Annotated in this window: 18 protein-coding genes and 1 pseudogene; 8 read left to right on the top strand and 11 right to left on the bottom strand. The window is 71.7% G+C overall.

Annotated elements, in window-relative coordinates; translation table 11 throughout:
- Positions 1-10 precede the first annotated feature (10 nt).
- Positions 11-2182 carry an MMPL family transporter gene (locus OG897_RS28115; protein ID WP_266660973.1) on the bottom strand — a complete coding sequence of 724 codons (2172 nt, stop codon included), beginning with the start codon at positions 2180-2182 and terminating at the stop codon, positions 11-13.
- Between the two features lie 263 nt (positions 2183-2445).
- Here OG897_RS28115 and OG897_RS28110 point away from each other — a divergent pair, with 263 nt between their 5' ends.
- Together OG897_RS28110 and OG897_RS28105 are read left to right on the top strand one after the other, a co-directional pair.
- Positions 2446-3699: a sensor histidine kinase gene (locus tag OG897_RS28110; protein WP_266660972.1), complete on the top strand. Its 1254-nt coding sequence runs from the start codon at positions 2446-2448 to the stop codon at positions 3697-3699.
- A 33-nt stretch (positions 3700-3732) separates the two neighbouring features.
- The gene (locus tag OG897_RS28105) at positions 3733-4488 is read left to right on the top strand and encodes a response regulator transcription factor (protein ID WP_266660971.1); all 756 of its coding nucleotides are present in this window, start codon (positions 3733-3735) and stop codon (positions 4486-4488) included.
- A 219-nt stretch (positions 4489-4707) separates the two neighbouring features.
- Here OG897_RS28105 and OG897_RS28100 read toward each other — a convergent pair whose 3' ends face one another.
- Positions 4708-5508: a trans-aconitate 2-methyltransferase gene (locus OG897_RS28100; protein WP_266660970.1), complete on the bottom strand. Its 801-nt coding sequence runs from the start codon at positions 5506-5508 to the stop codon at positions 4708-4710.
- Positions 5509-5790: 282 nt separating this feature from the next.
- Between OG897_RS28100 and OG897_RS28095 the strand changes: the two genes are divergently transcribed.
- On the top strand, positions 5791-6060 hold the full coding sequence (locus OG897_RS28095) for a hypothetical protein (RefSeq protein ID WP_266660969.1): 270 nt from the start codon (positions 5791-5793) through the stop codon (positions 6058-6060).
- A gap of 56 nt (positions 6061-6116) precedes the next feature.
- Here OG897_RS28095 and OG897_RS28090 read toward each other — a convergent pair whose 3' ends face one another.
- Both OG897_RS28090 and OG897_RS28085 read right to left on the bottom strand, forming a co-directional pair.
- Positions 6117-7151 (bottom strand): dipeptidase, encoded by a 1035-nt coding sequence (locus OG897_RS28090; RefSeq protein ID WP_266660967.1) that lies wholly within the window; start codon positions 7149-7151, stop codon positions 6117-6119.
- Between the two features lie 354 nt (positions 7152-7505).
- Positions 7506-8111: a TIGR03086 family metal-binding protein gene (locus tag OG897_RS28085; RefSeq protein WP_266660965.1), complete on the bottom strand. Its 606-nt coding sequence runs from the start codon at positions 8109-8111 to the stop codon at positions 7506-7508.
- A gap of 117 nt (positions 8112-8228) precedes the next feature.
- Here OG897_RS28085 and OG897_RS28080 point away from each other — a divergent pair, with 117 nt between their 5' ends.
- Positions 8229-9191: a YafY family protein gene (locus tag OG897_RS28080; protein ID WP_266660963.1), complete on the top strand. Its 963-nt coding sequence runs from the start codon at positions 8229-8231 to the stop codon at positions 9189-9191.
- Positions 9192-9198: 7 nt separating this feature from the next.
- On the opposite strand, the gene OG897_RS28075 is transcribed toward OG897_RS28080, so the two are convergent.
- The 3 genes from OG897_RS28075 to OG897_RS28065 all read right to left on the bottom strand — a co-directional run bounded on the left by OG897_RS28075 (position 9199) and on the right by OG897_RS28065 (position 13671).
- Positions 9199-9675 (bottom strand): (2Fe-2S)-binding protein, encoded by a 477-nt coding sequence (locus OG897_RS28075; RefSeq protein WP_266660961.1) that lies wholly within the window; start codon positions 9673-9675, stop codon positions 9199-9201.
- A 62-nt stretch (positions 9676-9737) separates the two neighbouring features.
- Positions 9738-12113 carry a molybdopterin cofactor-binding domain-containing protein gene (locus OG897_RS28070; protein ID WP_266660959.1) on the bottom strand — a complete coding sequence of 792 codons (2376 nt, stop codon included), beginning with the start codon at positions 12111-12113 and terminating at the stop codon, positions 9738-9740.
- A 79-nt stretch (positions 12114-12192) separates the two neighbouring features.
- Positions 12193-13671: an acyl-CoA synthetase gene (locus OG897_RS28065; protein ID WP_266660957.1), complete on the bottom strand. Its 1479-nt coding sequence runs from the start codon at positions 13669-13671 to the stop codon at positions 12193-12195.
- 256 nt (positions 13672-13927) lie between these two features.
- On the opposite strand from OG897_RS28065, the gene OG897_RS28060 reads away from it, so the two are divergent.
- Complete coding sequence (locus tag OG897_RS28060; RefSeq protein WP_266660955.1) at positions 13928-14749, top strand: hypothetical protein; 822 nt, start codon at positions 13928-13930, stop codon at positions 14747-14749.
- A 58-nt stretch (positions 14750-14807) separates the two neighbouring features.
- Here the strand turns inward: OG897_RS28060 and OG897_RS28055 are convergent, their stop codons facing one another.
- On the bottom strand, positions 14808-15896 hold the full coding sequence (locus OG897_RS28055) for a glutamate--cysteine ligase (protein WP_266660953.1): 1089 nt from the start codon (positions 15894-15896) through the stop codon (positions 14808-14810).
- A gap of 374 nt (positions 15897-16270) precedes the next feature.
- Positions 16271-17167, bottom strand: a complete 897-nt coding sequence (locus OG897_RS28050) for a LysR family transcriptional regulator (protein WP_266660951.1) — start codon at positions 17165-17167, stop codon at positions 16271-16273.
- Positions 17168-17300: 133 nt separating this feature from the next.
- Here OG897_RS28050 and OG897_RS28045 point away from each other — a divergent pair, with 133 nt between their 5' ends.
- Together OG897_RS28045 and OG897_RS28040 are read left to right on the top strand one after the other, a co-directional pair.
- Complete coding sequence (locus OG897_RS28045) at positions 17301-17708, top strand: VOC family protein (protein ID WP_266660949.1); 408 nt, start codon at positions 17301-17303, stop codon at positions 17706-17708.
- A 39-nt stretch (positions 17709-17747) separates the two neighbouring features.
- The gene (locus OG897_RS28040) at positions 17748-18821 is read left to right on the top strand and encodes a S66 peptidase family protein (RefSeq protein WP_266660947.1); all 1074 of its coding nucleotides are present in this window, start codon (positions 17748-17750) and stop codon (positions 18819-18821) included.
- 19 nt (positions 18822-18840) lie between these two features.
- Here the strand turns inward: OG897_RS28040 and OG897_RS28035 are convergent.
- Together OG897_RS28035 and OG897_RS28030 are read right to left on the bottom strand one after the other, a co-directional pair.
- Positions 18841-19844 (bottom strand): annotated as a pseudogene (locus OG897_RS28035) (IS5 family transposase).
- Positions 19845-19917: 73 nt separating this feature from the next.
- The gene (locus tag OG897_RS28030; protein ID WP_266660945.1) at positions 19918-20166 is read right to left on the bottom strand and encodes a hypothetical protein; all 249 of its coding nucleotides are present in this window, start codon (positions 20164-20166) and stop codon (positions 19918-19920) included.
- 4 nt (positions 20167-20170) lie between these two features.
- Here OG897_RS28030 and OG897_RS28025 point away from each other — a divergent pair, with 4 nt between their 5' ends.
- On the top strand, positions 20171-20353 hold the full coding sequence (locus tag OG897_RS28025) for a hypothetical protein (protein WP_266660943.1): 183 nt from the start codon (positions 20171-20173) through the stop codon (positions 20351-20353).
- The last annotated feature ends 71 nt before the right edge of the window (positions 20354-20424 follow it).

The following is a 20424-nucleotide window of genomic DNA, read 5'->3' as shown; positions in this document are numbered from 1 at the left end:
CCTTCCCGGGTCACCGCCTTCCGTGAGCCCCGCTCTTCCCCGGCCCCGGGCGGAACGGCCACCACAGGGCGCGCCCGAGCAGCGCGGCGAGCGCGGGGACCAGTACCAGCGACAGGACGAGCGCGGAGAGCAGGATGCCGAGCGTCATCGCGAAGGCGATCTGGGCGTTGCCCGGGGTGGTGGCGAGCGTGGCGAAGGAGCCCGCCAGCACCATTCCGGCCGTCGCGACGGCGGGCGTCGTGTGCCGCACGGCGCGGGCGACGGCGGCGCGGGCCGGGCCCGGCTGCCGCATCTCCTCCCGTATCCGGTCGGCGATCAGGATGTTGTAGTCGGTGCCGAGGGCCACGACGAACAGGAACAGCACCAGCGGCAGCGTGAAGTCGACACCCGGCTCGCCGAGCGCGCGCTGGAAGAGCAGGGTGGCCGCGCCGAGGGTGGCGGCGAACCCGAGCCCGACGGACAGCATCAGGACCACCGGGGCGAGCAGGCTCCGCAGGAGCAGCAGCAGGATCAGGGTGATCAGCGCGGCGGCGACCGGGAACACGATCCTCAGGTCCTTGTCGACGGCGGTCGCCACGTCCGCGAAGATCGCTGCCGTGCCGCCCACGCGGGCCGTCGTCCCGTCGGGCGCGTGCCGTGCGGCCGTGTCCCGGATCGGGCCCGAGGCCAGGTCGCGGGCCTGCTGGCTCTGCGGGTCCGCGGTCGGGTAGAGGTCGATGCGGGCGGCGCGGCGGTCCTCGCTGAGAACGGTCGGCGCGGTCTTGCCGACGCCTTCGACCTGGGTGAGCGCACGGACGAGGCCGCCGAGCTGTCCGGTGGTGAGGGTGCCGCCGCCGTCGGCGGTGACGAACACGGTGGTGGGGTCGGACACTCCGGCGGGGAGGGCGCGCGCGATCTCCGCGGCGGTGGCCGAGGCGGCGGTCTGTCCGCCGGAGGCGTCCCGGCCATAGTCCATGCGCATGCCGACCAGGCCCGCTGCCAGCGCGCCGAGCAGGGCGATCGAGGCGGCGAGCATCAGCAGCGGACGTCGGGTGACCAGTTCCCCGAAGCGGGCGGAACGGCCGCGCTCGTCCGGGGTGCGTTCCAGGGCCTTGGACGGCCAGAACATCTTGCGTCCGGCCGCCGCGAGGAGCGCGGGCATCAGGGTGAGGCTGCCGAGCAGCATCACCAGGACGGCGACGGCGATGGCCGGTCCCATCGAGCGGAACTGTCCGAAGGTGGCCAGACCCAGCGTCGCGAACGCGGCCACGATGGTGAGCGCCGCCGAGGTGATCGCGGTGCCGACCCGCCCGGAGACCTGTGCGGCTGCCTCGCGGGGTGACTGCCCGGGCCGCTCGCGCAGGTGCTCGCGGAAGCGGAACAGCAGGAAGAGGAGGTAGTCGATGCCGATGCCGAGCAGGACGACGTTGATCAGTCCCGGGGTGCCCGCGTCGAGTTTGCGCCCCGAGAGCAGCGCGGTCCCTGCGACGGCGCCCGCCGCGACGCCTCCGATCATGGCGACCGCGAGCAGCGGCAGCAGGGCGGCCAGCGCGCTGCGGAAGGCCAGGACGTTCAGCAGGACGATGAGCACCGTGACGAGGATTCCGCCGACGGTCGTGGCGACCTCGTGCTCGTCGGTGGTGTCGACGACCTCGGCGAGGCTGCCGGTGAATCCGGTGCGCATCCCCGCCTCGGCGAACCGCGTCCGGGCGTCGTCGCGGAAGGTGCGGTAGACGCCCTGCACGCCGGTGTCCGAAGGGCTGCCCATGAGCTGGGCGGACAGCAGCTGGAAGCTCCGGTCGGGCGCGGTCATCGCCGGGGCGACGGCGGGCGTCTGGGAGCGGTCGGGGACCAGGAACCTGGGGACGTCGTCCTCGACGGGCATGATCACCCGGCGCTGGCCCAGCTTCGCCGACTCGGCCGCGATCCGCTCGTGGTCGGCCACCCCGAGGGCCTTGCCGTCCTCGCGGGCGACGAGCACGGTCACGGTGGTGGCGTCGGGGTTCTCCCCGAACTTCTCCTGCGCGAGGTGCAGCGCCGCCGCCGAGTCGTACGTACGCGGAAGGAAGTCCCCGGTCTGGTGCTGGGTGACGCGGGACATCAGGGTCGGGGTCAGGGCGCTCAGTGCGACCCCGAGCAGCACCCACAGGACGATGACCTTCCAGGGGTTACGGGTGGAGTATCCGGTCAGGGCGCGGATCAAGAGGTCCTCCGGCGGACGGGCTCGCGGGCGGTCGGCGGACGGGGGTTCCCGGCCTGTCTCCAGACCATCAGCCGGGCGGCCCGTGATCGTCGTGACGGCGGACGATCCGGTACGGGGCCCTGGGGCCTGCCCCCGACCTGGACCAGGACCGTGGTCCTGGTCCAGGTCAGGGGCCTGGGGACCGGAGGTTCGTGGCGGCTCGTGCTGTGCAACCCTGTGCCGGGGGCCCGGGAGCCGAGAGGCCGGACGCAGGGAGTACGGACATGGCCAGGAACCGGGGCGAAGACCAGGTCGAGAACGAGGACCAGGTCCAGGTCCAGGTCGAGAACGAGGACCAGGTCCGGGACACGGACACGGACACGGACCAGGTTCAGGACAAGGACCGGGTCCAGGACGCCGAACCGCCCTGGACCCGCAACGACGCCCTCGTGACCGGCGGGGCCTGCGTCATGAACCTGCTCAGTTACGTGTTCTTCGACGACCCCGGCACCACCCACGACGTGAACGCGGCCGGGTTCCTGCTCGTCGCCGTCGGGGCGCTGCCGCTGCTGGCCCGCCGCCGCCACCCGGTCGCCGCGTTCGCCGCCGTGCTGGCGCTCGACGCGACGGCCGCCGTGACCGTCCCGCTGCCCCACCACTTCGGTGCCGTCCTGGTGGTCGCGCTGTACTCGGTCGCCCGGGCCCGCCCCGGCCGCGTCACGGCGCTCGCGGCCCTCGCGACGGTGGCGGTGACGCTGCTCAGCCAGAGCGGCGGGCGGCTGCCGCCGTGGCAGCACGCCGTCTCCCCGCCCCTGACCACCCTGATCGTCGTCGGCACCGCACTGGTGGTGAACCGCTGGCAACGGGAGGTGGCGGCCAACCGGCAGCTCCTCGCCGACCGGGCCGTGGCCGAGGAACGACGCCGCATCGCACGGGAGTTGCACGACATCGTGGCCCACCACATCACCACCATGCAGCTGATGGCGGGCGGTGCGCGCGCCAATCTCGCCCGGCCCGACGTGGCCAGGGACGCCCTGGTCACCCTGGAGTCCTCGGGGCGGCTCGCGCTGCGCGAGATGCGCCAGCTCCTCGACGTACTACGGGCCGACGACGAGCCGGAGACCGGGCCTTCGCTGCCGCAGCCCGGCGTCGACGACCTCGACCGGCTGGTCACCGAGTCCCGGAACGCGGGGCTCCCGACCACGTTCGCCGTCGAAGGGCCGCCCCGTCCGCTGCCGCCGACCGTCGGCCTGACGGTGTTCCGGGTGGTGCAGGAGGCCCTCACCAACACCCGTAAGCACGCGGGGGCTTCGCAGGCGTCCGTACGGCTGACGTACGACCGGGAGAAGATCGCCGTGGAGGTACGGGACGACGGCCGGGGCACGCCCGCGCACGAGGACGCGCCCGCGCCGCACCGGGGCGGCTACGGCCTGGTCGGGATGCGCGAGCGCGTCGCCCTGCACGGCGGCACCCTCACGGCGGGCCCGCGGGCCGCCGGGGGGTTCGCCGTGGTCGCCGAACTCCCCCTGACCGACTGACCCGTTCACCCCGCACGAGAAGGCAGGCCCCCGATGACCGACCCCCTGGCCGCATCCCCCGCCGCATCCCCGGGTGGGCCTCCGGCCGGACCCTCGCGCCCCATCAAGGTCCTGATCGTGGACGACCAGCCGCTGGTCCGCCGAGGTCTCTCGCTGATCCTCTCCCCCGACCCGGCGTTCGAGGTGGTGGGCGAGGCCGAGGACGGCGCGCGGGCCGTCGCGCTCGCCCGCGAACTGGGGCCCGACGTCGTGGTCATGGACATCCGGATGCCCGTACTCGACGGGGTCGGCGCGACCGAACAGCTCGCCGCGACCGTACCCGGCTGCCGTGTCCTGGCGCTCAGCACCTTCGACATGGACGAGTACGTGGTGGGGGCGCTGCGCGCCGGGGCCTACGGGTTCCTGCCCAAGGACAGCTCCCCGGAGGACCTGGCCTCGGCCATCCGCACCGTCCACACGGGCGAGGCGGTCGTCGCGCCGCGTCTGCTCACGCGGCTGATCTCCACGTACGTACGCCATCCCCGCAGCACGCCGCCGCCCCTCACCGGAAGAACCGAACTCACGCCCCGCGAGGTCGAGGTGTGGCACCTGATGGCCACCGGTCTGGACAACACGGAGATCTCCCGCGCCCTGGACCTCAGCCTGTCCACCGTCAAGAACTACATCACCAGCATCTTCGACAAGCTGGCCGTCCGCGACCGCGCCCAGGCGGTCATCGCCGCGTACGAATCGGGCCTGGTCACCGCCGCCCGTACGGGAGACGGTGACGGGGCGCCAGAACGGCGGTGATCCATCGGGGGGTGGGGTCAGGGCGCGGGCACGGGCCCACCCGGACGGAACCGTTCCACGCCCACGCTGTGCCGCACCTTGAGCGGCCGCACGATCACGGCGACCCGCTCCTCCCCGGGCATCGTCCACCCGAACCGTCGCGGCGCAGGTCCTCCTCCTTCACCCGGCCCACCAAGGTGTTGAAGGACAGCTCGCCGTCCCCGCAGTCGACCTTCGAGGCTAACAACGGTGGTCCTCGGGAACGGGCCGGGTGGACCGGCGTGCGAGGTGGACGGTGAGGTCGGCGTCGACGGCGACGGTGGCGGGCAGGACGCTCGCGATCCGGCGGAACACCTGCTCCCGGTCCTGGTCGGGCAGGACGAGGTAGGCCGAGACCGTCGAGAGGTGGCCCAGGTACGCGGCGGCGCTCATCGTCGGGCGGCGCTCGATCACCGTCTGGCGCACCTCGGTGAACCACTCCGACTCCTGGAGCTCCGTCCCCGGCCACTGCATGCCGGATCCCGACGGGGACCCGCCCGGCATCCGAATCTCCGAACTCGCCAGGTACGGGGCCTGCGCCGCGCGTACGGCTTCGTCGACGGCCGGATCGGCGAGGTTGACCGGACTCCCGAAGGACGCGAACACACCGCCCGGCTCCAGGAGTGCGGCCATGCGTGACCACCGCCCCTTCGGGCTCGTCCAGTGCAGCGCCGCCGCCGCGTAGACGAGGTCGTACCGTGTGTCGGTCCGTACGTCCTCGAAGGCGGCGTGCACCGTCCTGACGTCCGCCGGTACGTGCTTGCGCAGCTCGGCGAGCATCTGGGCGTCGGGCTCGGTCGCGGTGACCGCGACGCCGTGCCGCGCGAACAGCCGGGTCGCCTTGCCCGTGCCCGCGCCGATCTCCAGAGCGGTGCGGACCGGCCGTCCCGCGTAGGCCGTCACCAGGTCGAACAGCTCCGTGGGGTACCCCGGCCTGAACCGTTCGTACGCGTCCGCGACGGCGCCGAAGCTCTGTGCGCGATCCGTATCGTCAGTGGTCATGCCGGAAACCTTGGCACGGTCTTGGTCGCTCGTGCCCGCCCATTTCCGGTGGAAGGGCGTGTGCCGCAGGGTGTCGGTGAGTTCGGACGCGGTGTGGTGGTCGAGTTCGCCGGTCAAGATCAGTACCGCGGTGGACGATTGCGGGCAGTATCCCCATGCGCGCGCCGACGCACCGGGTGTCCATCACGAGAGGGCCCCGTTCCCGCCCGGCGGAGGCTCCTTCGAGTGACGCGACGGCCGTGTGCGCCCCGCCGCCGCACCACGGGTGCTTGGCTGGGGTTCATGACCTTCCCGCGAACGCCCGTCGCCCTTGCCCTCGCCCGTATCGCCGCCGTACTGCCGCTGCTCCTCGCCCCGGCCCTGTTCACGGCGGCAGGCCCGGCACACGCCTCACCTCCGGCGTCCGGGGCCTTCGGCGTGGGCCCGTGCGACGGCGTCGAAACGCCTCCGGGCCACGTCTGCGTCCCGGCCCCCAAGCAGTGCTTCGCCGCCCCGTGCCCGCAGTACGCGGTCGTCCAGGCCACCGAGGGGGGCGAAGGGCTGGTGGGTTGAACGGAAGCGGAGCCCCCTGACCGGTGGCTCCGCTTCGTGTCGCGCGCCGGGGCGGCTCAGCGGCCCCGGCCCAGCTCCGCCCGGAACAGGCGGTGGACGTTGCCGCCCAGAACCGCGCGGATGTGGTCCTCCGGCAGGCCCCGCTTCAGCAACATCGCCGTCAGGTAGGGGAGTTCGGCGGGCCCGTCGAGTCCGGGGAGGGAGGCGTCCAGGGGGACGCCCGTGGCGTCGCTGTCGCAGCAGGGCGGTACGACGTCGGCGATGACCTCGCGCAGGAAGTCCGGGCCGATGCCCACGTGATCGATGCCGACCAGGTCGATGACGTACTCGATGTGGTCGACGATCCGCTCGATGGTCTGCTGCTCGGGGTCGGCGGAGAGGAAGTGCGGGACGAAGTTGACGCAGACCACGCCGCCGGTCGCGGCGACGCCCCGGATCTGGTCGTCGGTGAGGTTGCGGTGGTGGTCGCACAGGGCGCGGACGCCCGAGTGGGAGGCGAGGAGGGGGCGGGTGGCGAGTTCGAGGACGTGGGCGACGCAGCTCGCACCGAGGTGGGAGATGTCGAAGACGACGCCCAGGCGCTCCAGTTCGCGCAGGGCCTCCACCCCGGCGGCCGTCAGCCTGCTGCCGGTGGCGTCCTCGCCGCTGCCGTCGGCGAGCGGGGTGCGGCCCCAGTGGGCGATGGAGGCTACGCGTACGCCGAGGCGGTGGAGCGTACGGAAGAGTTCCACGTCGGCGTCGACCCCCGGTGCGCTCTCCAGGGCGAGGACGAGGGCGATGCGGTCCTCGGCGAGGGCGGCGTCGATGTCGTCGCCGTCCAGACAGAGCCGTACGTGGTCGGGGTTGCCCTCGGCGAGGGCGTGCGCGGCCTCGATCATGCGCAGGGTGCGGCGCAGGGCTACCTCGGGGCGGAACTGGTCGTCCACGAAGACGGGGAGGACCTGTATGTTCACGCCGCCTTCCTGGAGTTGGGGGAGCCAGCGCTCGCGGAAGAACTCCGCCCAGCGGTGCGGGGGCCGCTCCACCACGGACATGAGCAGGTCGTTGTGGGTGTCGGCGACCACCGCGTGGCCGTGCAGATCTGCGCTCACTGGCAACTCCTCCGAGGAAAGGTGCCGTTGATGATAGGCGGGGCGGGGGAGGCGCGGTTTGGCCTGGCGGACCACGATGGGCGGAGCTTTTGGTGCAGTCCGACAACGACGCGACCCGCGCACTGTGAACTCGGCTGAACCTCGACCCACATGGCGGGGCGGGGCCTCGTCCGGCGCGTACGCCTCGACGTGTACGTCGATCGCCCCGGAGCGGGCCAGGTCGAGCACCTCGTTCAGCTCGGAGTGCGAACCCCAGTACGGGGCGCGGATGGCCGCGTCGTACGGGACGACGCCGAACCCGACCGGGGCCGCGCCCCCGGAACCGGGCGGCCGTTCCTGACGGGGCCCGCCCGGTTACGGCTTACGGCCGGTCCACGCCACCAGCTTCTCGATGTCCGGGGCGTCCGCGGGAACCTCCACCACCGGGCCGAACGGCACAGGGCCGCCCCTCGGCTCGGCGGGCAGACCGCGCTGGATGGCCTTCGCGCTGAGGGCCACGACCTCGGGGTCCCACGCCGGGTGCTGGCCGGTAGCGGTCGCCAGGTCCCAGGTGTGGACGGTGAATTCACCGCTCCAGACCACCAGCGCCGCCGCTCCGGGAAGGGTGCCGAACGGCAGAGTCAGCGAGCGCCCGAGTATCGCCGGGTCCGCCCAGGCGGCCCGGGCCTCACGGACGGCCTCCTCCCAGACCTTCGCGACCCCGTCGTCCGCGATGTCCTCGACGACGGGGGGTACGGACATGACGTCGCCGCCGTTGCCCGCGAGCGTGATCCGGCGCAGGACGGCGAGGAGGTGCCGGGAGAGCTTCCCGACGGTGTAGTCGTCACAGGGGGTCGGCGCGTCGAACTGGTCGGGGCGTACGGCGGCCAGGGTCTGTCCGGCCAGGGCGACGGCCTTCCACAGGGTCTCGCGGGGGTCGGCGGCGGAGGCGGGCTGCTGAGCGTTCTCGTGTTCGGTCATGAGGACATTCTTGGCGGAGAAGTGGCCATCTCCTGGCCAGTTTGCCGGGAAGAATGGCCCCTATGAGAGACCACGCGCGCCGACCGAAGGCGAACACGGCATGAAGGCGGGCCGACGATGAGGGCCGACCGGCTGGTGGCGACCCTGCTGTTCCTCCAGACCCGGCCGCGCGTCACCGTGGCCGAGGTGGCGGCGGAGCTCGAAGTGTCCGAGCGCACCGCCCGCCGGGATCTGGAGGCCCTGGCCACCGCCGGGGTCCCCGTCTACTCCACGCGCGGCCGGGGCGGTGGCTGGTCCCTGGTCGGCGGGGCCCGTACGGATCTCAGCGGGCTCACCGCAGAGGAGATCCGGCCCCTGTTCCTGCTCGCGGGCCCTGCCGCGACGTCACCCGAACTCCGCACGGCGCTGCGGAAGTTGGTGCGGGCGCTACCCGCGCCCCTGCGGTCGGCCGCCGAGGCCGCCGCGCAGGCCAACGTGCTCGACGCCACCGACTGGGCACGCACCGCCGTCACCACCGACGGGCCCACGCTGGCCGCGCTCCAGCGGGCCGTGGTGGACGGCACCCAGGTCCGGCTGGGGTACGCGAGTCCCGGCAAGCCCGCGTCGGAGCGCACGGTCCATCCGCTGGGCCTGGCCTCCAAGGCGGGCACCGACTACCTGGTGGCCGGCACGGCGGACGGCCTGCGGACCTTCCGGCTCAGCCGGGTCGTCTCCGTCGAGCCGACCGGCGACCTCGTCGTACGGCCGGAGGGCTTCGACCTCGCCACGGCCTGGCGGTCGCTGGCCGGAGCCATGGAGGACCGGATGCACGCGGCGACGGTGCGCGCGCTCGCCGAACCCAGCGCGCTGCCCACCCTGGAACGCCTCATGGGCGCACGGTTGCGGACCACCGGGAAAGGCGCGGACGGCCGCCACGAGATCGAGGTCGACGGGCCGACGCCCGGGGTCGTCGCCTCGCAGCTGGCCGGTCTCGGAGCGCGCGTCGAGATCCTGGAACCGCCGGAGGCCCGTGCGCGACTGGCCGAGCTGGCGGGGGAGCTGGCGCGGATGTACGGCGATCCGGTCACCACGCCCGCCTGACAGCCCGTCACATCCGTTGCGCACCCGCCTTGATGGCCTCGCGGATACGGACGTACGTACCGCAGCGGCAGATGTTGCGGATGCCGTCCAGGTCCGCCTCCGAGATCTCGCGGCCCTCCTCCCGGACCCGGCGGACCAGGGCGACGGCGGCCATGATCTGGCCCGGCTGGCAGTAGCCGCACTGAGCGACGTCCTGGTCGAGCCATGCCTCCTGCATGGGGTGGAGGTCCGCGCCGACGGTGTCGGGGAGGCCCTCGATGGTGGTGACCTCGTCGGTGGGGCGCAGGGCCTTGACGGGGATCGCGCAGGGGTTGGCGGCCTTGCCGTTGAGGTGACTCGTACACGCCTTGCAGACGTTGATGCCGCAGCCGTACTTGGGGCCCGTGATGCCGAGGAGGTCGCGCAGCACCCACAGCAGGCGTTCGTCGTCGGCCGCATCGACAGTGACCTGCTCGCCGTTGACGCGGAAGGTGTGTTCAGGCACGGGGCTCACTTCTTTCAGCAGACAGTGCGAAGACAACAGGCGATGCGCAGAGCGGACGTGACTCAGAGGACATGGTTCAGCCCGTCCGTCGGGGACGCGGGCACGGGCGGCACCGTCGGCTTCGGCTCGAAGGACAGGGTGCCGTGGTTGATCGGGAAGACCGTCGGCATGCTGCCGGTGGCCCGCCCGTACGCGCAGGCGACCGCAGCCGCCGACGCGGCGACGGCCAACTCTCCTGCCCCGCCGGGCTTTTCACTCGTCGGAGGCATCACGACGACCTTGAACTCGGGCGGGGTGTTCCACTGCCGGGTGTAGAAGTAGTTGTCCCAGCTCGCTTCGAGGAAGTGCCCGTCGCGCAGGTGCAGCGACGCCGTCAGGGTCTGGGCGATGCCGTCCATGATCCCGCCCATCATCTGGGCCTCCAGTCCGCGCGGGTTGACGGCGAGGCCCGCGTCGACCGCGCAGACGACCTTGGTGACGCGCGGCCCGGCCACTCCGTCCCGTACCGGACGGCCGACGGTCTCGGGGCGGCAGTCCAGCTCGACGAGCACCGCGCACACCGAGTGGTACTCGTTGTGCAGTGCGATGCCCTGCGCGGTGCCCTCGGGCATCTCGCGCCCCCACTCCCCCACTTCGGCGGCCTTGTCGAGCACCGCACGGACGCGCTCGTCGCGCAGGAAGTCGCGGCGGAACCGCAGCGGGTCCTTGCCCATCTTCGAGGCGAGCGCGTCCACGATCAGCTCCCGGGCGCACACCACGTCGGGCGAGTAAACCCCTCTCATGCTCCCGGTGTTGAAGCCCTTGTCGGTCTCCGCGAGCAGCCTGCTGTACACGCCGAACTGGTACGGCATCGACTGCGACAGCTGGAAGAAGGTCTCGGAGAACCCGATGTCGCCGACCGGCAGCTTCGCGGCGAACGCGGTGATCACCTCGCCGAGCCCGTGCCCGAGGTCGGTGGCCACGCTGGTGTGCCGCTGCTTGTAGCCGAGTACGGAGTTGCCCAGGTACGCGGCGCGCACGCGCGAGGTGGCCATCGGGTGCGCGCGGCCCTGCCGGGAGTCGTCGGCCCGGTGCCACATCAGCTTGACCGGCTTGCCGAACTCCTTGGATATCTCGGCCGCTTCGAGCGCCGCGTCGAAGAACAGCCTGCGCCCGAAGGAGCCGCCGCTCTCCGTGACGTGCACGGTGACCTTGTCGCGCGGCAGCCCGATCCGTTTCGCGATGGCCTGCTGCGCGACGATCGGCGACTTGAGCCCGGACCAGATCTCGGCCCGGTCGGGGCGTACGTCGGCGATGGCGCAGTTGGTCTCCAGGGCGCTGTTGCTGCGGAAGTGGAAGGTGAAGGTGGCCTCCACGGTCGGGGTCACGGCGGGCAGCCCGAGCCAGATCTCGGCGTCCTTCAGTTCCTTGCGCACGGTCTCGTCGGACTTGCCCTCGGCGGTGCCGGGCTTCCACGACACCTTCAGTGCGCGTACGGCGTCGATGCACTGGCCGAAGGTCCTGGCCCGTACGGCGACACCCGTCGACACGACAGCCACATCCGTCACACCGGGCAGGGCGCGTACGGCGTCGAGGTTGGCCACGGCACCCGGCTTGCCGTTGAGCGTCGGCGGGCGGCACACCATGGTCGGCAGGGCGTCCGGAACCTGGAGGTCCATGGCGAACTTCTTGCGCCCGGTGACCGCTTCGAGCGCGTCGATCCGGCTCCGCGGCGTACCGATGACGCTGAATTCGCCGCGCTCCTTCAGCGTCACGGCCACCTTGCGGTCCTCGCCGCTCGCGGCCTTCTCGGCGAGCGCGCCGATCCCGATGGTCCTGCCGAGCGGCCCGGTGACGACCCCGGCCTTGAGGGTCAGCTCACCGACCGCCGCGCCGAGCGCGACCGCCGCCGCTTCCAGCAGCCGTCCACGGGCGACGGCGGCGGCCACCCGGACCGGGGTGAAGGTCGAGATCGTCGTGTTCGAGGCACCGGTGAACTGGTTGAACAGCAGCTCGGGCCGGGCGTCGGCCAGCGTGACCTTCACCTTCTCCAGCGGTACGTCCATCTCCTCGGCGATCAGCATCGCCGTCGAGGTGGTGATGCCCTGCCCGACCTCGGCGCGCGGGAGCGCGAAGGAGACCGTGCCGTCCGTGTTGACCACGATCGTGATGCGGTTCGCCGTGGGGAGCGAGGCGACGGTCAGCAGGTCGTTGAGGTCGAGGATGTCGGTGATGTCGAGGGAGGGAACCGCCTTGGCGCCTACTCCTGCCCCTGCTCCTGCCCCTGCCTCGGCCGAGGCCGCGACCGCCGGTCCGGTGCCCGCCCCCAGTTCCGCGGCGACCGCGAGGGTGGGTGCGGCGAGGACGTACCCGAGGAAGCGGCGCCGACCGATGCCCGGCCGGGACGAACCATCCTCTTCTCCCCCATGCACGCCCAATTCGCCTGCACCCAACGCCATCTGATGCCCCCTCAGTAACTTACGACCCGGTCCCTGAGTGTGCACCGTCGGCCCGCGACGATCAAGGCGGTCGGATCGGTCACGCAGTACCCGCCCCGGTGGGCAGCGCCCGCTTCATGACCTTCCCCATGTCGTTGCGCGGCAGCGCTTCCAGGATGCGTACGGCCCGGGGCCTCTTGTACGCGGCGAGCTGCCCCGCGACGTGGTCCGCGAGCTCCTGCCGCGTCGGCGGGGCGGCCGGGTCCGCGGCCACGATCCACGCCACGACGATCTCGCCGAGGTCGGCGTCCGGCTCCCCGGTGACGGCCGCGTCGGCGACGGCGGGATGCTCAAGGAGCACGTTCTCGATCTCCCCCGCGCCGATCTTGTAGCCACCGCTCTTGATCAGGTCGGTGGACTTGCGGCCCACGATGCGCACGGACCCGTCCGCGTCGAGCGTGGCCATGTCGCCGGTACGGAACCAGTCGCCGTCGAAGGCCGCCGCCGTGGCCTCCGGCCTGCCCAGGTACTCGGTGAACAGCTGCGGACCCTTCACCTGGATCTCCCCGAGCGTCTCCCCGTCGCGCACGTCGACGGGCCGCCCCTCCTCGTCCACGAGCCGCAGTTCGACGCCGCGGAGAGGGGTGCCGACGCTGCCGGGCTGCGGCGGGCCGCCCGGCCGGACGCTCGTGTTCATCAGGGTCTCGGTCATTCCGTACCGCTCGACGACCTGCTGTCCGGTGGCGGAGGTGATCGCCTCGTGGTCACGGCGGGAGAGCGCGGCCGACCCGGAGACGAGGAGGCGGGCCCCGGAGAGGGCGGCGCGCAGGTCCGGGTCGCCGGGGAGTGCCCGGGCGATGCGGTGGTACATGGTCGGCACGCCGAAGAGCATGGTCGCGCCCTTCGCCAGCTCCGTACCGGCGGCCTCGGGGCTGAACCGCCCGAGGTGCCGCAGGCTTCCCCCGCGACGCAGCGGCCCCAGCACCCCGAGCACCAGCCCGTGCACGTGGAACAGCGGCAGCCCGTGCACGAGCACGTCCTCATCCGTCCACTGCCAGGCGTCGGCGAGCGCGTCCAGGGTGGTGCCGATCGCGCGTCGGGGCAGGATCGCGCCCTTCGGAGGCCCGGTGGTGCCGGAGGTGTAGACGACGAGGGCGGGCGCGTCGCCCTCGGGCTCGCCGGGCAGGTCCGGGGTCGGACCCGCTGCTGCCGTCTCCGTCATCGGATGTACGACGGGGAGCCCGGCCAGCGCCTCGGGGAGGGTGTCGCCGGGGGCGGCGAGGACGAGTTGGGGCGCGCTGTCGGTGACGACGTGGGCGAGTTCGCGGGAGCCGCTGTTCGGGTTGAGCGGGACGAGGGGCACTCCGGCGAGGAGCGCGGCGACGGCGCCGACGGCGGACTCCAGGGTGGGCGTGGCCCAGAGCGCGACGCGCCGGGCCCCGGCGATCCGTACGGCGGTGGCCTCGGCGGCTGACCTGAGCGAGGCGTAGTCCAGCGAACGGTCACCGAACTGGAGGGCGGGCGCGTGGCCCGCCTCCGCCAGTGCTGCCGGTTCCAGGGCGGGGAAGAGCACGGTCACGAATGTCTCCTGTTGAGGGGGCTGACGGGACGGCTGTTCCCGATGTCTATCAGGGCCCCCATCGCCTCGACGTACGAACCCCGAACGTCAGGGCCCCTATGCGTCGCCGGGAGGGCACGGACGGGTGGAGGGGGCAGCGAAACGGCGCTGGCGGAACCGACCCGTGCGCCACACTCGTGCTCCGTACGGCACCAGAACGATCACGAGCACGACGGCCGGGGCTCACGGCCCCCGGTCACGGCGGAGCGGAGCACACGTGACAGCACCCACACCGGGCGGCAGCCTGCCCCCGCCACGGCGGGGCACCCCTCATCGGCAGAAGGGGAGCGAGACCTTCGGGCTCGTCGCCCTCATGGCCTTCGGCCTCCTGGTGGTGGCCGGGGCCGTCGCCCTCGTCGTCTGGGGCTTCCGCGCGATGGTCGACCAGCAGCGGGCGGCACCGTACGGGGACGTCCCCGTGGTGAAGCTGACGGACCGCATCCCCTTTGACGACGGGCTGCCGCCCCGCCGGAAGGAGCCGGAGGACGCGAAGGAGCCGAAGGGCTCGGAGGGCATGGACAGGGTGAGGTCCGAGATCCGCGACGGCTTCCTGCCGATGCTCGGCCGTCCGACCGCCGAAGTGGTGATCGACTGTGGCAAGGCCACACTCGGCTCGTCCCCCTTCGAGTGCACCGCGCGCGAGCTGGCCCCCGTGGGGCGCGAGGCACTGACCGCCCGCTACACCGTCGTCATCTCGGACCTGCGAGCGTCCCGCGTCGATCACACGATGGTGGAGACCACCTGGCAGCAGGACGTCCGCCCGAAGAAGGCGCCGGTGCTGCGGAATGCCGTCTACCGGAAGGCGTTCCGCCAGCTCACCGAGGTCCATGAGAACAGTCAGGCGGCGTGCGATCCGGGGATTCCCGAACTGATGCTGCTCGCACCCGGCACCCGCACCACGTACCGCTGCTACGTCAGGCACAAGCACTGGTGGACGACCTACCGCGTTGACATCGGCAAGCGGGGACAGGTCGATCTCACCGCTCTGACCGACGAGGAGGTCACGTCGTGGCCCTCGCCGCCTCCTTCGCCGAAATAGGTGTTCGCCGAAGGAGGCGTTCGCGGGAAGAGGTGCACTCCGGCCGAAGTGCGTGCCGTCACGGAGCGCTGCGCCGTACGCATTCCGCGACCGTGCGGCGCAGGCTGCCCGTCTCCTTCAGGAGGGCACGCTGCACCTCCGCGCCCGTTCCGGTCTTCAGCAGTTGGGACGCGGCGCTACGGGCGTCCTCGGCGTCACCGGCGTCCTCCAGCGCCGGGCCCACATGGGCGAGCAGGGCGTTCACGACGTCGGCGGCGGGCTCCGGGTGCAGGGTCTCGGGGTGGACCAGGCGGTCGGTGAGTCCCGAGCGGGCGGCGCGCCACTGGGCGAGTCGCAGGGCGGCGACGCCGTGCGGGGCGGGTGGTTCGCCCGCTCGGTGGGCGCGGGCGGCCGTTTCGACCAGGCCGCGTGCCAGGGTGGCGAGGAGGACGGTCGTGGAGGCGTCGAGGCAGACGTCCGCCACCCGGATCTCCACGGTGGGGTAGTTGTGGGAGAGGCGGGCGTCGAAGTAGACCATGCCCTCGTCCTTCAGGACTCCGGTCTCCAGGAGGTCCGCCACCTGGCGGTGGTAGCCCTCGGCGGAGCCGAAGACTTCGACGGGGCCCGCGGAAGGCCAGCGGCCCCAGACGCGGTTGCGGTAACTGCTGTAGCCGGTGTCGGAGCCTTGCCAGAAGGGTGAGTTGGCGCTCATCGCGGTGAGGACGGGCAGCCAGGGCCGGATGCGGTCGAGGACCTGCACACCCTCCTCGTCGGACTCCACCGAGACGTGGACGTGGCAGCCGCAGGTCAGTTGCTCCTGCACCGGCATGCCGAACTGCTTCTCGATCCAGCGGTGGCGTTCACCGGAGTTGAGGGACGGGCTGACGGTGAGCGGGGAAGTGGCGAGGGCCACGGCTGCGGCTCCCACCTCCTCCGCGCGCCGCCCGGCCTCCTCGCGCCAGCGCCTGATCTCCGCACCCAGGTCGGCCATCGAGAATCGGGGACGGGTCGCGAACTCCAGCTGTTCGCCGTGGAGTTCCTTCTCGAACACGCCCTCCTCCGCCGGGTCTTCGGCCGGTACGGCCAACACGGCCGAGGACACCGCCCGGGATTCGCCCGACTCGGGATCGACGAGGAGGAGCTCCTCCTCCACTCCCACACTGCGCACTACGCGGCCCTCCAGATCTCGCTGCACCGCACCGGGTGGGCGGCGGAAGCGTTCGAGCCCTGCGGACCGGTGTCCACGGCACGGGCACGCAGTCACCGGTTCCCGGCCCGCCGCCCGGCATGCCTCCCGGCCTCCGCACACCACACGTACGGGCGGGCATGCGGGTGCAGCGGGGTGGTGTCACGCCACCAGGGTTATGGAAAAGCCCGCTTGACTTACCGTCAGCAGCATCACGGGGTGGTCAGCGCGTGCCCCCGGTACGCGCTCGGCAGCGCCGCGCCGACGAACGCCGGAACCGCCGGGAAGGCGGGCTGACGTGATGCCGGGCCTGACGTGATGCCGGGCCTGACGGGGGCCTGAGTGCCGCCGCCCGTTCAGGCGGGCTGTGACGTCGCGGCGATGTCCGCCGCGGCCCGTACGAAAGCGCGGACGCTCTGCGTGTCGTTCCCCTCCAGCCAGACCGGCCCCCGCTCGATCGGTCCCGCGTCGTGCAGGGGCACATAGGCCACGTCCGGCCGGGGGTAGTAGCGCCGGGAGTGTTCTCCGACCGGCAGAACGCCCTTGCCCAGCGCGACCAGCGTGAGCATCTCGGAGAAGGACCCGCCGGACGGCCCTTTCGGAATCGGCCTGCCCGAAGGGGTGTGGTCCGGCGTGCGATCCCGCTTGAACCTCACCGAAGTCACCTCCGGGTACTGCACCACGGGGTGTTCCGCGAGCACTTCGAGGGACACCGACTCCTCGCCCGCGAGCGGATGCCCGGCCGCGACGGCGAGCACGCGCCTCTCGGTCAGCAGCACCGGCCCACAGGCCATTCCGTCGAACGGGTACGAGGCGACGAGCACGTCGATCGAGCCGTCCAGCAGGCTCGCCCGGGAGTTGGACAGCTGGACCTCCCGCACCTCGACCTCGCAGTCGGGGTGACGCTCGCTGAACAAGCCCACCACCTTCAGCAGTGGGGGTGCCGTCCACTCGCCAAGGAACGCGACCCGCAACTGTCCGCTGACACCACGGCTGGCCTCGGTGGCCCTTCGCAGCGCCTCCTCCATTCCGGCGACCAAGGGGACCAGGTCGTCGGCCAACTGCCGCCCGGTCTTCGTGAGTCGAACCGTTCTGCTGGTCCGCTCGAACAGCGAGCCGCCGACCCGCCGCTCAAGCTTCTTGATCACCTGACTGACCCGCCCGGTCGTGACGCACAACCGCTCGGCGGTGCGGCCGAAGTGCAGTTCCTCGGCAAGCGTCAGGAACGTCTCGACCTCCACCCGCTCCAGCATGATCCCCCATCCGTCGAATCGGGCATTCGTTGAATCTGGCTCAACGATCGTATGCCGATCCTGCCTTGATGGCGGACTCTCCCCGGAGGATCGTTAACAGCACCCACCCGGACTCCTCACCGAAGGAAACCCCATGAACAACAGCCTGCTGCGCGTGAAGGCATTCGACCACCTCGTCCTCAACGTCGAGGATGTCGAGCGGTCCCTGGCCTTCTACACCGGGATCCTCGGTCTGGAACCGGTACGCGTCGAACAGTGGCGAGCGGGCGAGGTGCCGTTCCCGTCGGTCAGGGTCACCGGCGACACCATCATCGACCTGTTCAGCCGTCCCCGGGGAAAGTCCAACGTCGACCACATCTGCCTCACCGTGGAACCGCTGGACTGGGAGGAGGTCATCGCGTCCGGGGTCTTCACCGTCCTCGAAGGTCCCGTCGGCCGCTTCGGCGCACGGGGCAACGCCACCTCCGTCTACGTCCAGGACCCGGACGGCAACACCGTGGAACTCCGCTGGTACCCGCAGGACGCCGTGGCTCCGGAATAAGAGATGGCCAGGTCAGCGGCCTGCTCCTATCCTCGGCCCATGACCGCTTCTGCGCCCCGCAGCTACCCCGTCGCCCCTGCGTACCCGGCCAAGCCATCGCCCGGCGACCGCATCGCGATCGTCTCCCCGTCCTCCGGCCTCCCCGGTCTCTACCCGCTCCCCTACGAACTCGGGCTGGACCGCCTCCGCGAGGAGTTCGGGCTGGAGCCGGTAGAGTACCTCGCCACCCGGAGGATGGGCTCGACGCCCCGGGAACGGGCCGACGACCTGCACGCCGCGTTCGCCGACCCGACGGTCAAGGCGGTGATGGCGTCGATCGGCGGCGACGACCAGATCACCGTACTGCCGCTGCTGGACCGGGAGTTGATCCGCGCCAACCCGAAGCCCTTCTTCGGCTTCAGCGACAACACGAACCTCCTCCTCGCCCTCCGCAACCTGGGAGTCGTCACCTACCACGGCGCCTCCGTCATGTGCGAGCTCGGCCGCCCGCACACCATGAACCCCCGCACCGCCGACTCGCTGCGCGCCGCCCTCTTCACCCACGGCCCGTACGAACTCACGCCCGCCGACCACTTCGGCGACGTCAACGGCGACTGGGCGGACCCGGCCACCTTCGACAGCGAGCCGCCGATGCGGCCGGGCGGCGGCTGGACCTGGCACGGTCCCGAGCGCGTGGTCGAGGGCCGGACCTGGGGCGGCAGCCTCGAAGTCCTCTCCTGGATGCTGATGGCCGACCGCGAGATCGAGCACGACCCGGCCGCGTACGAGGGCGGCGTCCTCTTCCTGGAGACCTCCGAGGAACTCCCCTCCGCCGACCACGTCTTCCAGATCCTGCGCAACATGGGCGAACGCGGCCTGCTCGCCCGCTTCCCCGCCCTGCTGATGGGCCGCCCGAAGACCTGGTCGCTCGACCGTCGCAACTCCCGCCAGGAGCAGGAGAGTTACGCGACCGACCAGCGCGAAGCGGTACTGCGCGCCCTCGCCGCGTACGCCCCGGACACGGTCGCCGTCTTCGACGTGGACCTCGGCCACACGGACCCGCAGCTCGTGATCCCCTACGGCGGCGAGGTGCGCGTGGACGGCGTCGAGCGGCGCATCACGGTGACGTACTAGGGAGCGTATTTGGTTGTGATCAAGGGGTGGTTCGTGTGAGGTCCTTGATCCAGATCATCGAGGCGCGAAGGTGGAGGCCGGCGAGGTAGCTCTCGGGAGTCTTGTCGTAGCGGGTGGCGATGCCTCGCCACGCCTTCAGTCTGTTGATCGCGCGCTCGACGGTGTTCCGCTCCTTGTAGAGGTCGGCGTCGTGGCCGACGGGTCGGCCGCCTCCGGAGCCCTTCTTCTTCCGGTTGGCGGCCTGGTCCTTCTTCTCCGGAATGACCGCCTTGATGCGGCGTTTGCGCAGGTGGGCACGGTTGCCGCGGGACGAATACGCCTTGTCCCCGGCGACCGCGTCCGGCCGGGTGCGGGGACGGCCGACGGGCCCGCGCACCCGCACCTTGTTCAGGACGGGGATGAACTGCGGGCTGTCCGCCGCCTGGCCCGCGGTCAGGATGAACGCCAGTGGGCGGCACTTGCGATCGGCAGCGAGGTGGATCTTGCTGGTCTGCCCGCCTCTGGAGCGTCCGAGGAGGGCGGCCTTCAGCCGGAGTCTGCGCCGACGCCGGATGCGTCTTCGTTCTTCCCGCGCGGGATCCCTTTCGGCCTCCTGCCCGCTTTGTCCTTCGAGGCCACCCCCTTTGACCTGGCCTTCTCCTCCTCTGCGGCGGCCTTCTCCAGTGCGGTGACGACATCCTCGTCGAGGTGCATCCCGGCCGCGTCATGGTGGGCCCGGACGGTGGTGGAGTCGATGCTCACCAGGGACAGGTCCCCCTCACCGCGCTTCGCGGCCTCCGCGATCAGGCCCTCCAGCAGGGCCTCGAAGACCCCGGCGTCGCGCCACTGCCGGAAGCGATTGTGGACAGTCGACCAGGCGCCGAACTCCGTCGGCATCTCCCGCCACTGCCCGCCCGTCTTGAACCGCCAGATCACTCCCTCGAACTGCTGCCGCAGCCGCTCGGGGTACGGGCCGTACTCGCCGATCGGCAGGTACGGCTCAATGAACTCCCACTCCACGTCGGTCAGTTGTATTCGCGTCACGTCAGCCGGTCTATCGGACCGAGCCGTGCCACGAAGGCACATCCCACAGATTGATCACGACCCGATACGCGACCTAGGGGTGACGTGCGAGAGCGGTGACGCGGGACGGGGCACGCCGCCGAGCGGTACACCGAAAGGATGACGCGTCCCGGTCACGTCCATCCGTCACGAGTCCATCCGTCACGAGCAGCACGACGTCGATCAGCGGTACGCACAGCAGCAGCACCGCGTTCGCGCACCGGTACCGGAGGGCGGCCCTGCCGGAGCGGCCCCGGCCGTACGGGCGGGCGGCGGTCGTCGACGCCTGGACGTCCTGGCTCACCTTCTTGCTGGCGTACGCGATCAGCGCCGGTCTGGTGCTGTCGGTGGGCGGGCTCGACCGGGGCGCGCCCCTGCTGATCTGGCTCAACCCGCTGGGCAAGGTGCTCGTGTACAGCCTGATCTGGCCGGTGGCGGCGACCGCGTGGCCCCCGAAGGCACCGACAGGAGCACCGACGCCGCAGAAGTGACGTGTGCGACCCCTGCGATACGACTACTCACCGTCACGGGTGATCTTCCGCGTATCCGGGATCGTCGTGTG

It is taken from the genome of Streptomyces sp. NBC_00237 (assembly GCF_026342435.1).
In the GTDB taxonomy this organism is placed as follows: Bacteria; Actinomycetota; Actinomycetes; order Streptomycetales; family Streptomycetaceae; genus Streptomyces.
This window is presented reverse-complemented; position numbering and strand designations above follow the sequence as displayed.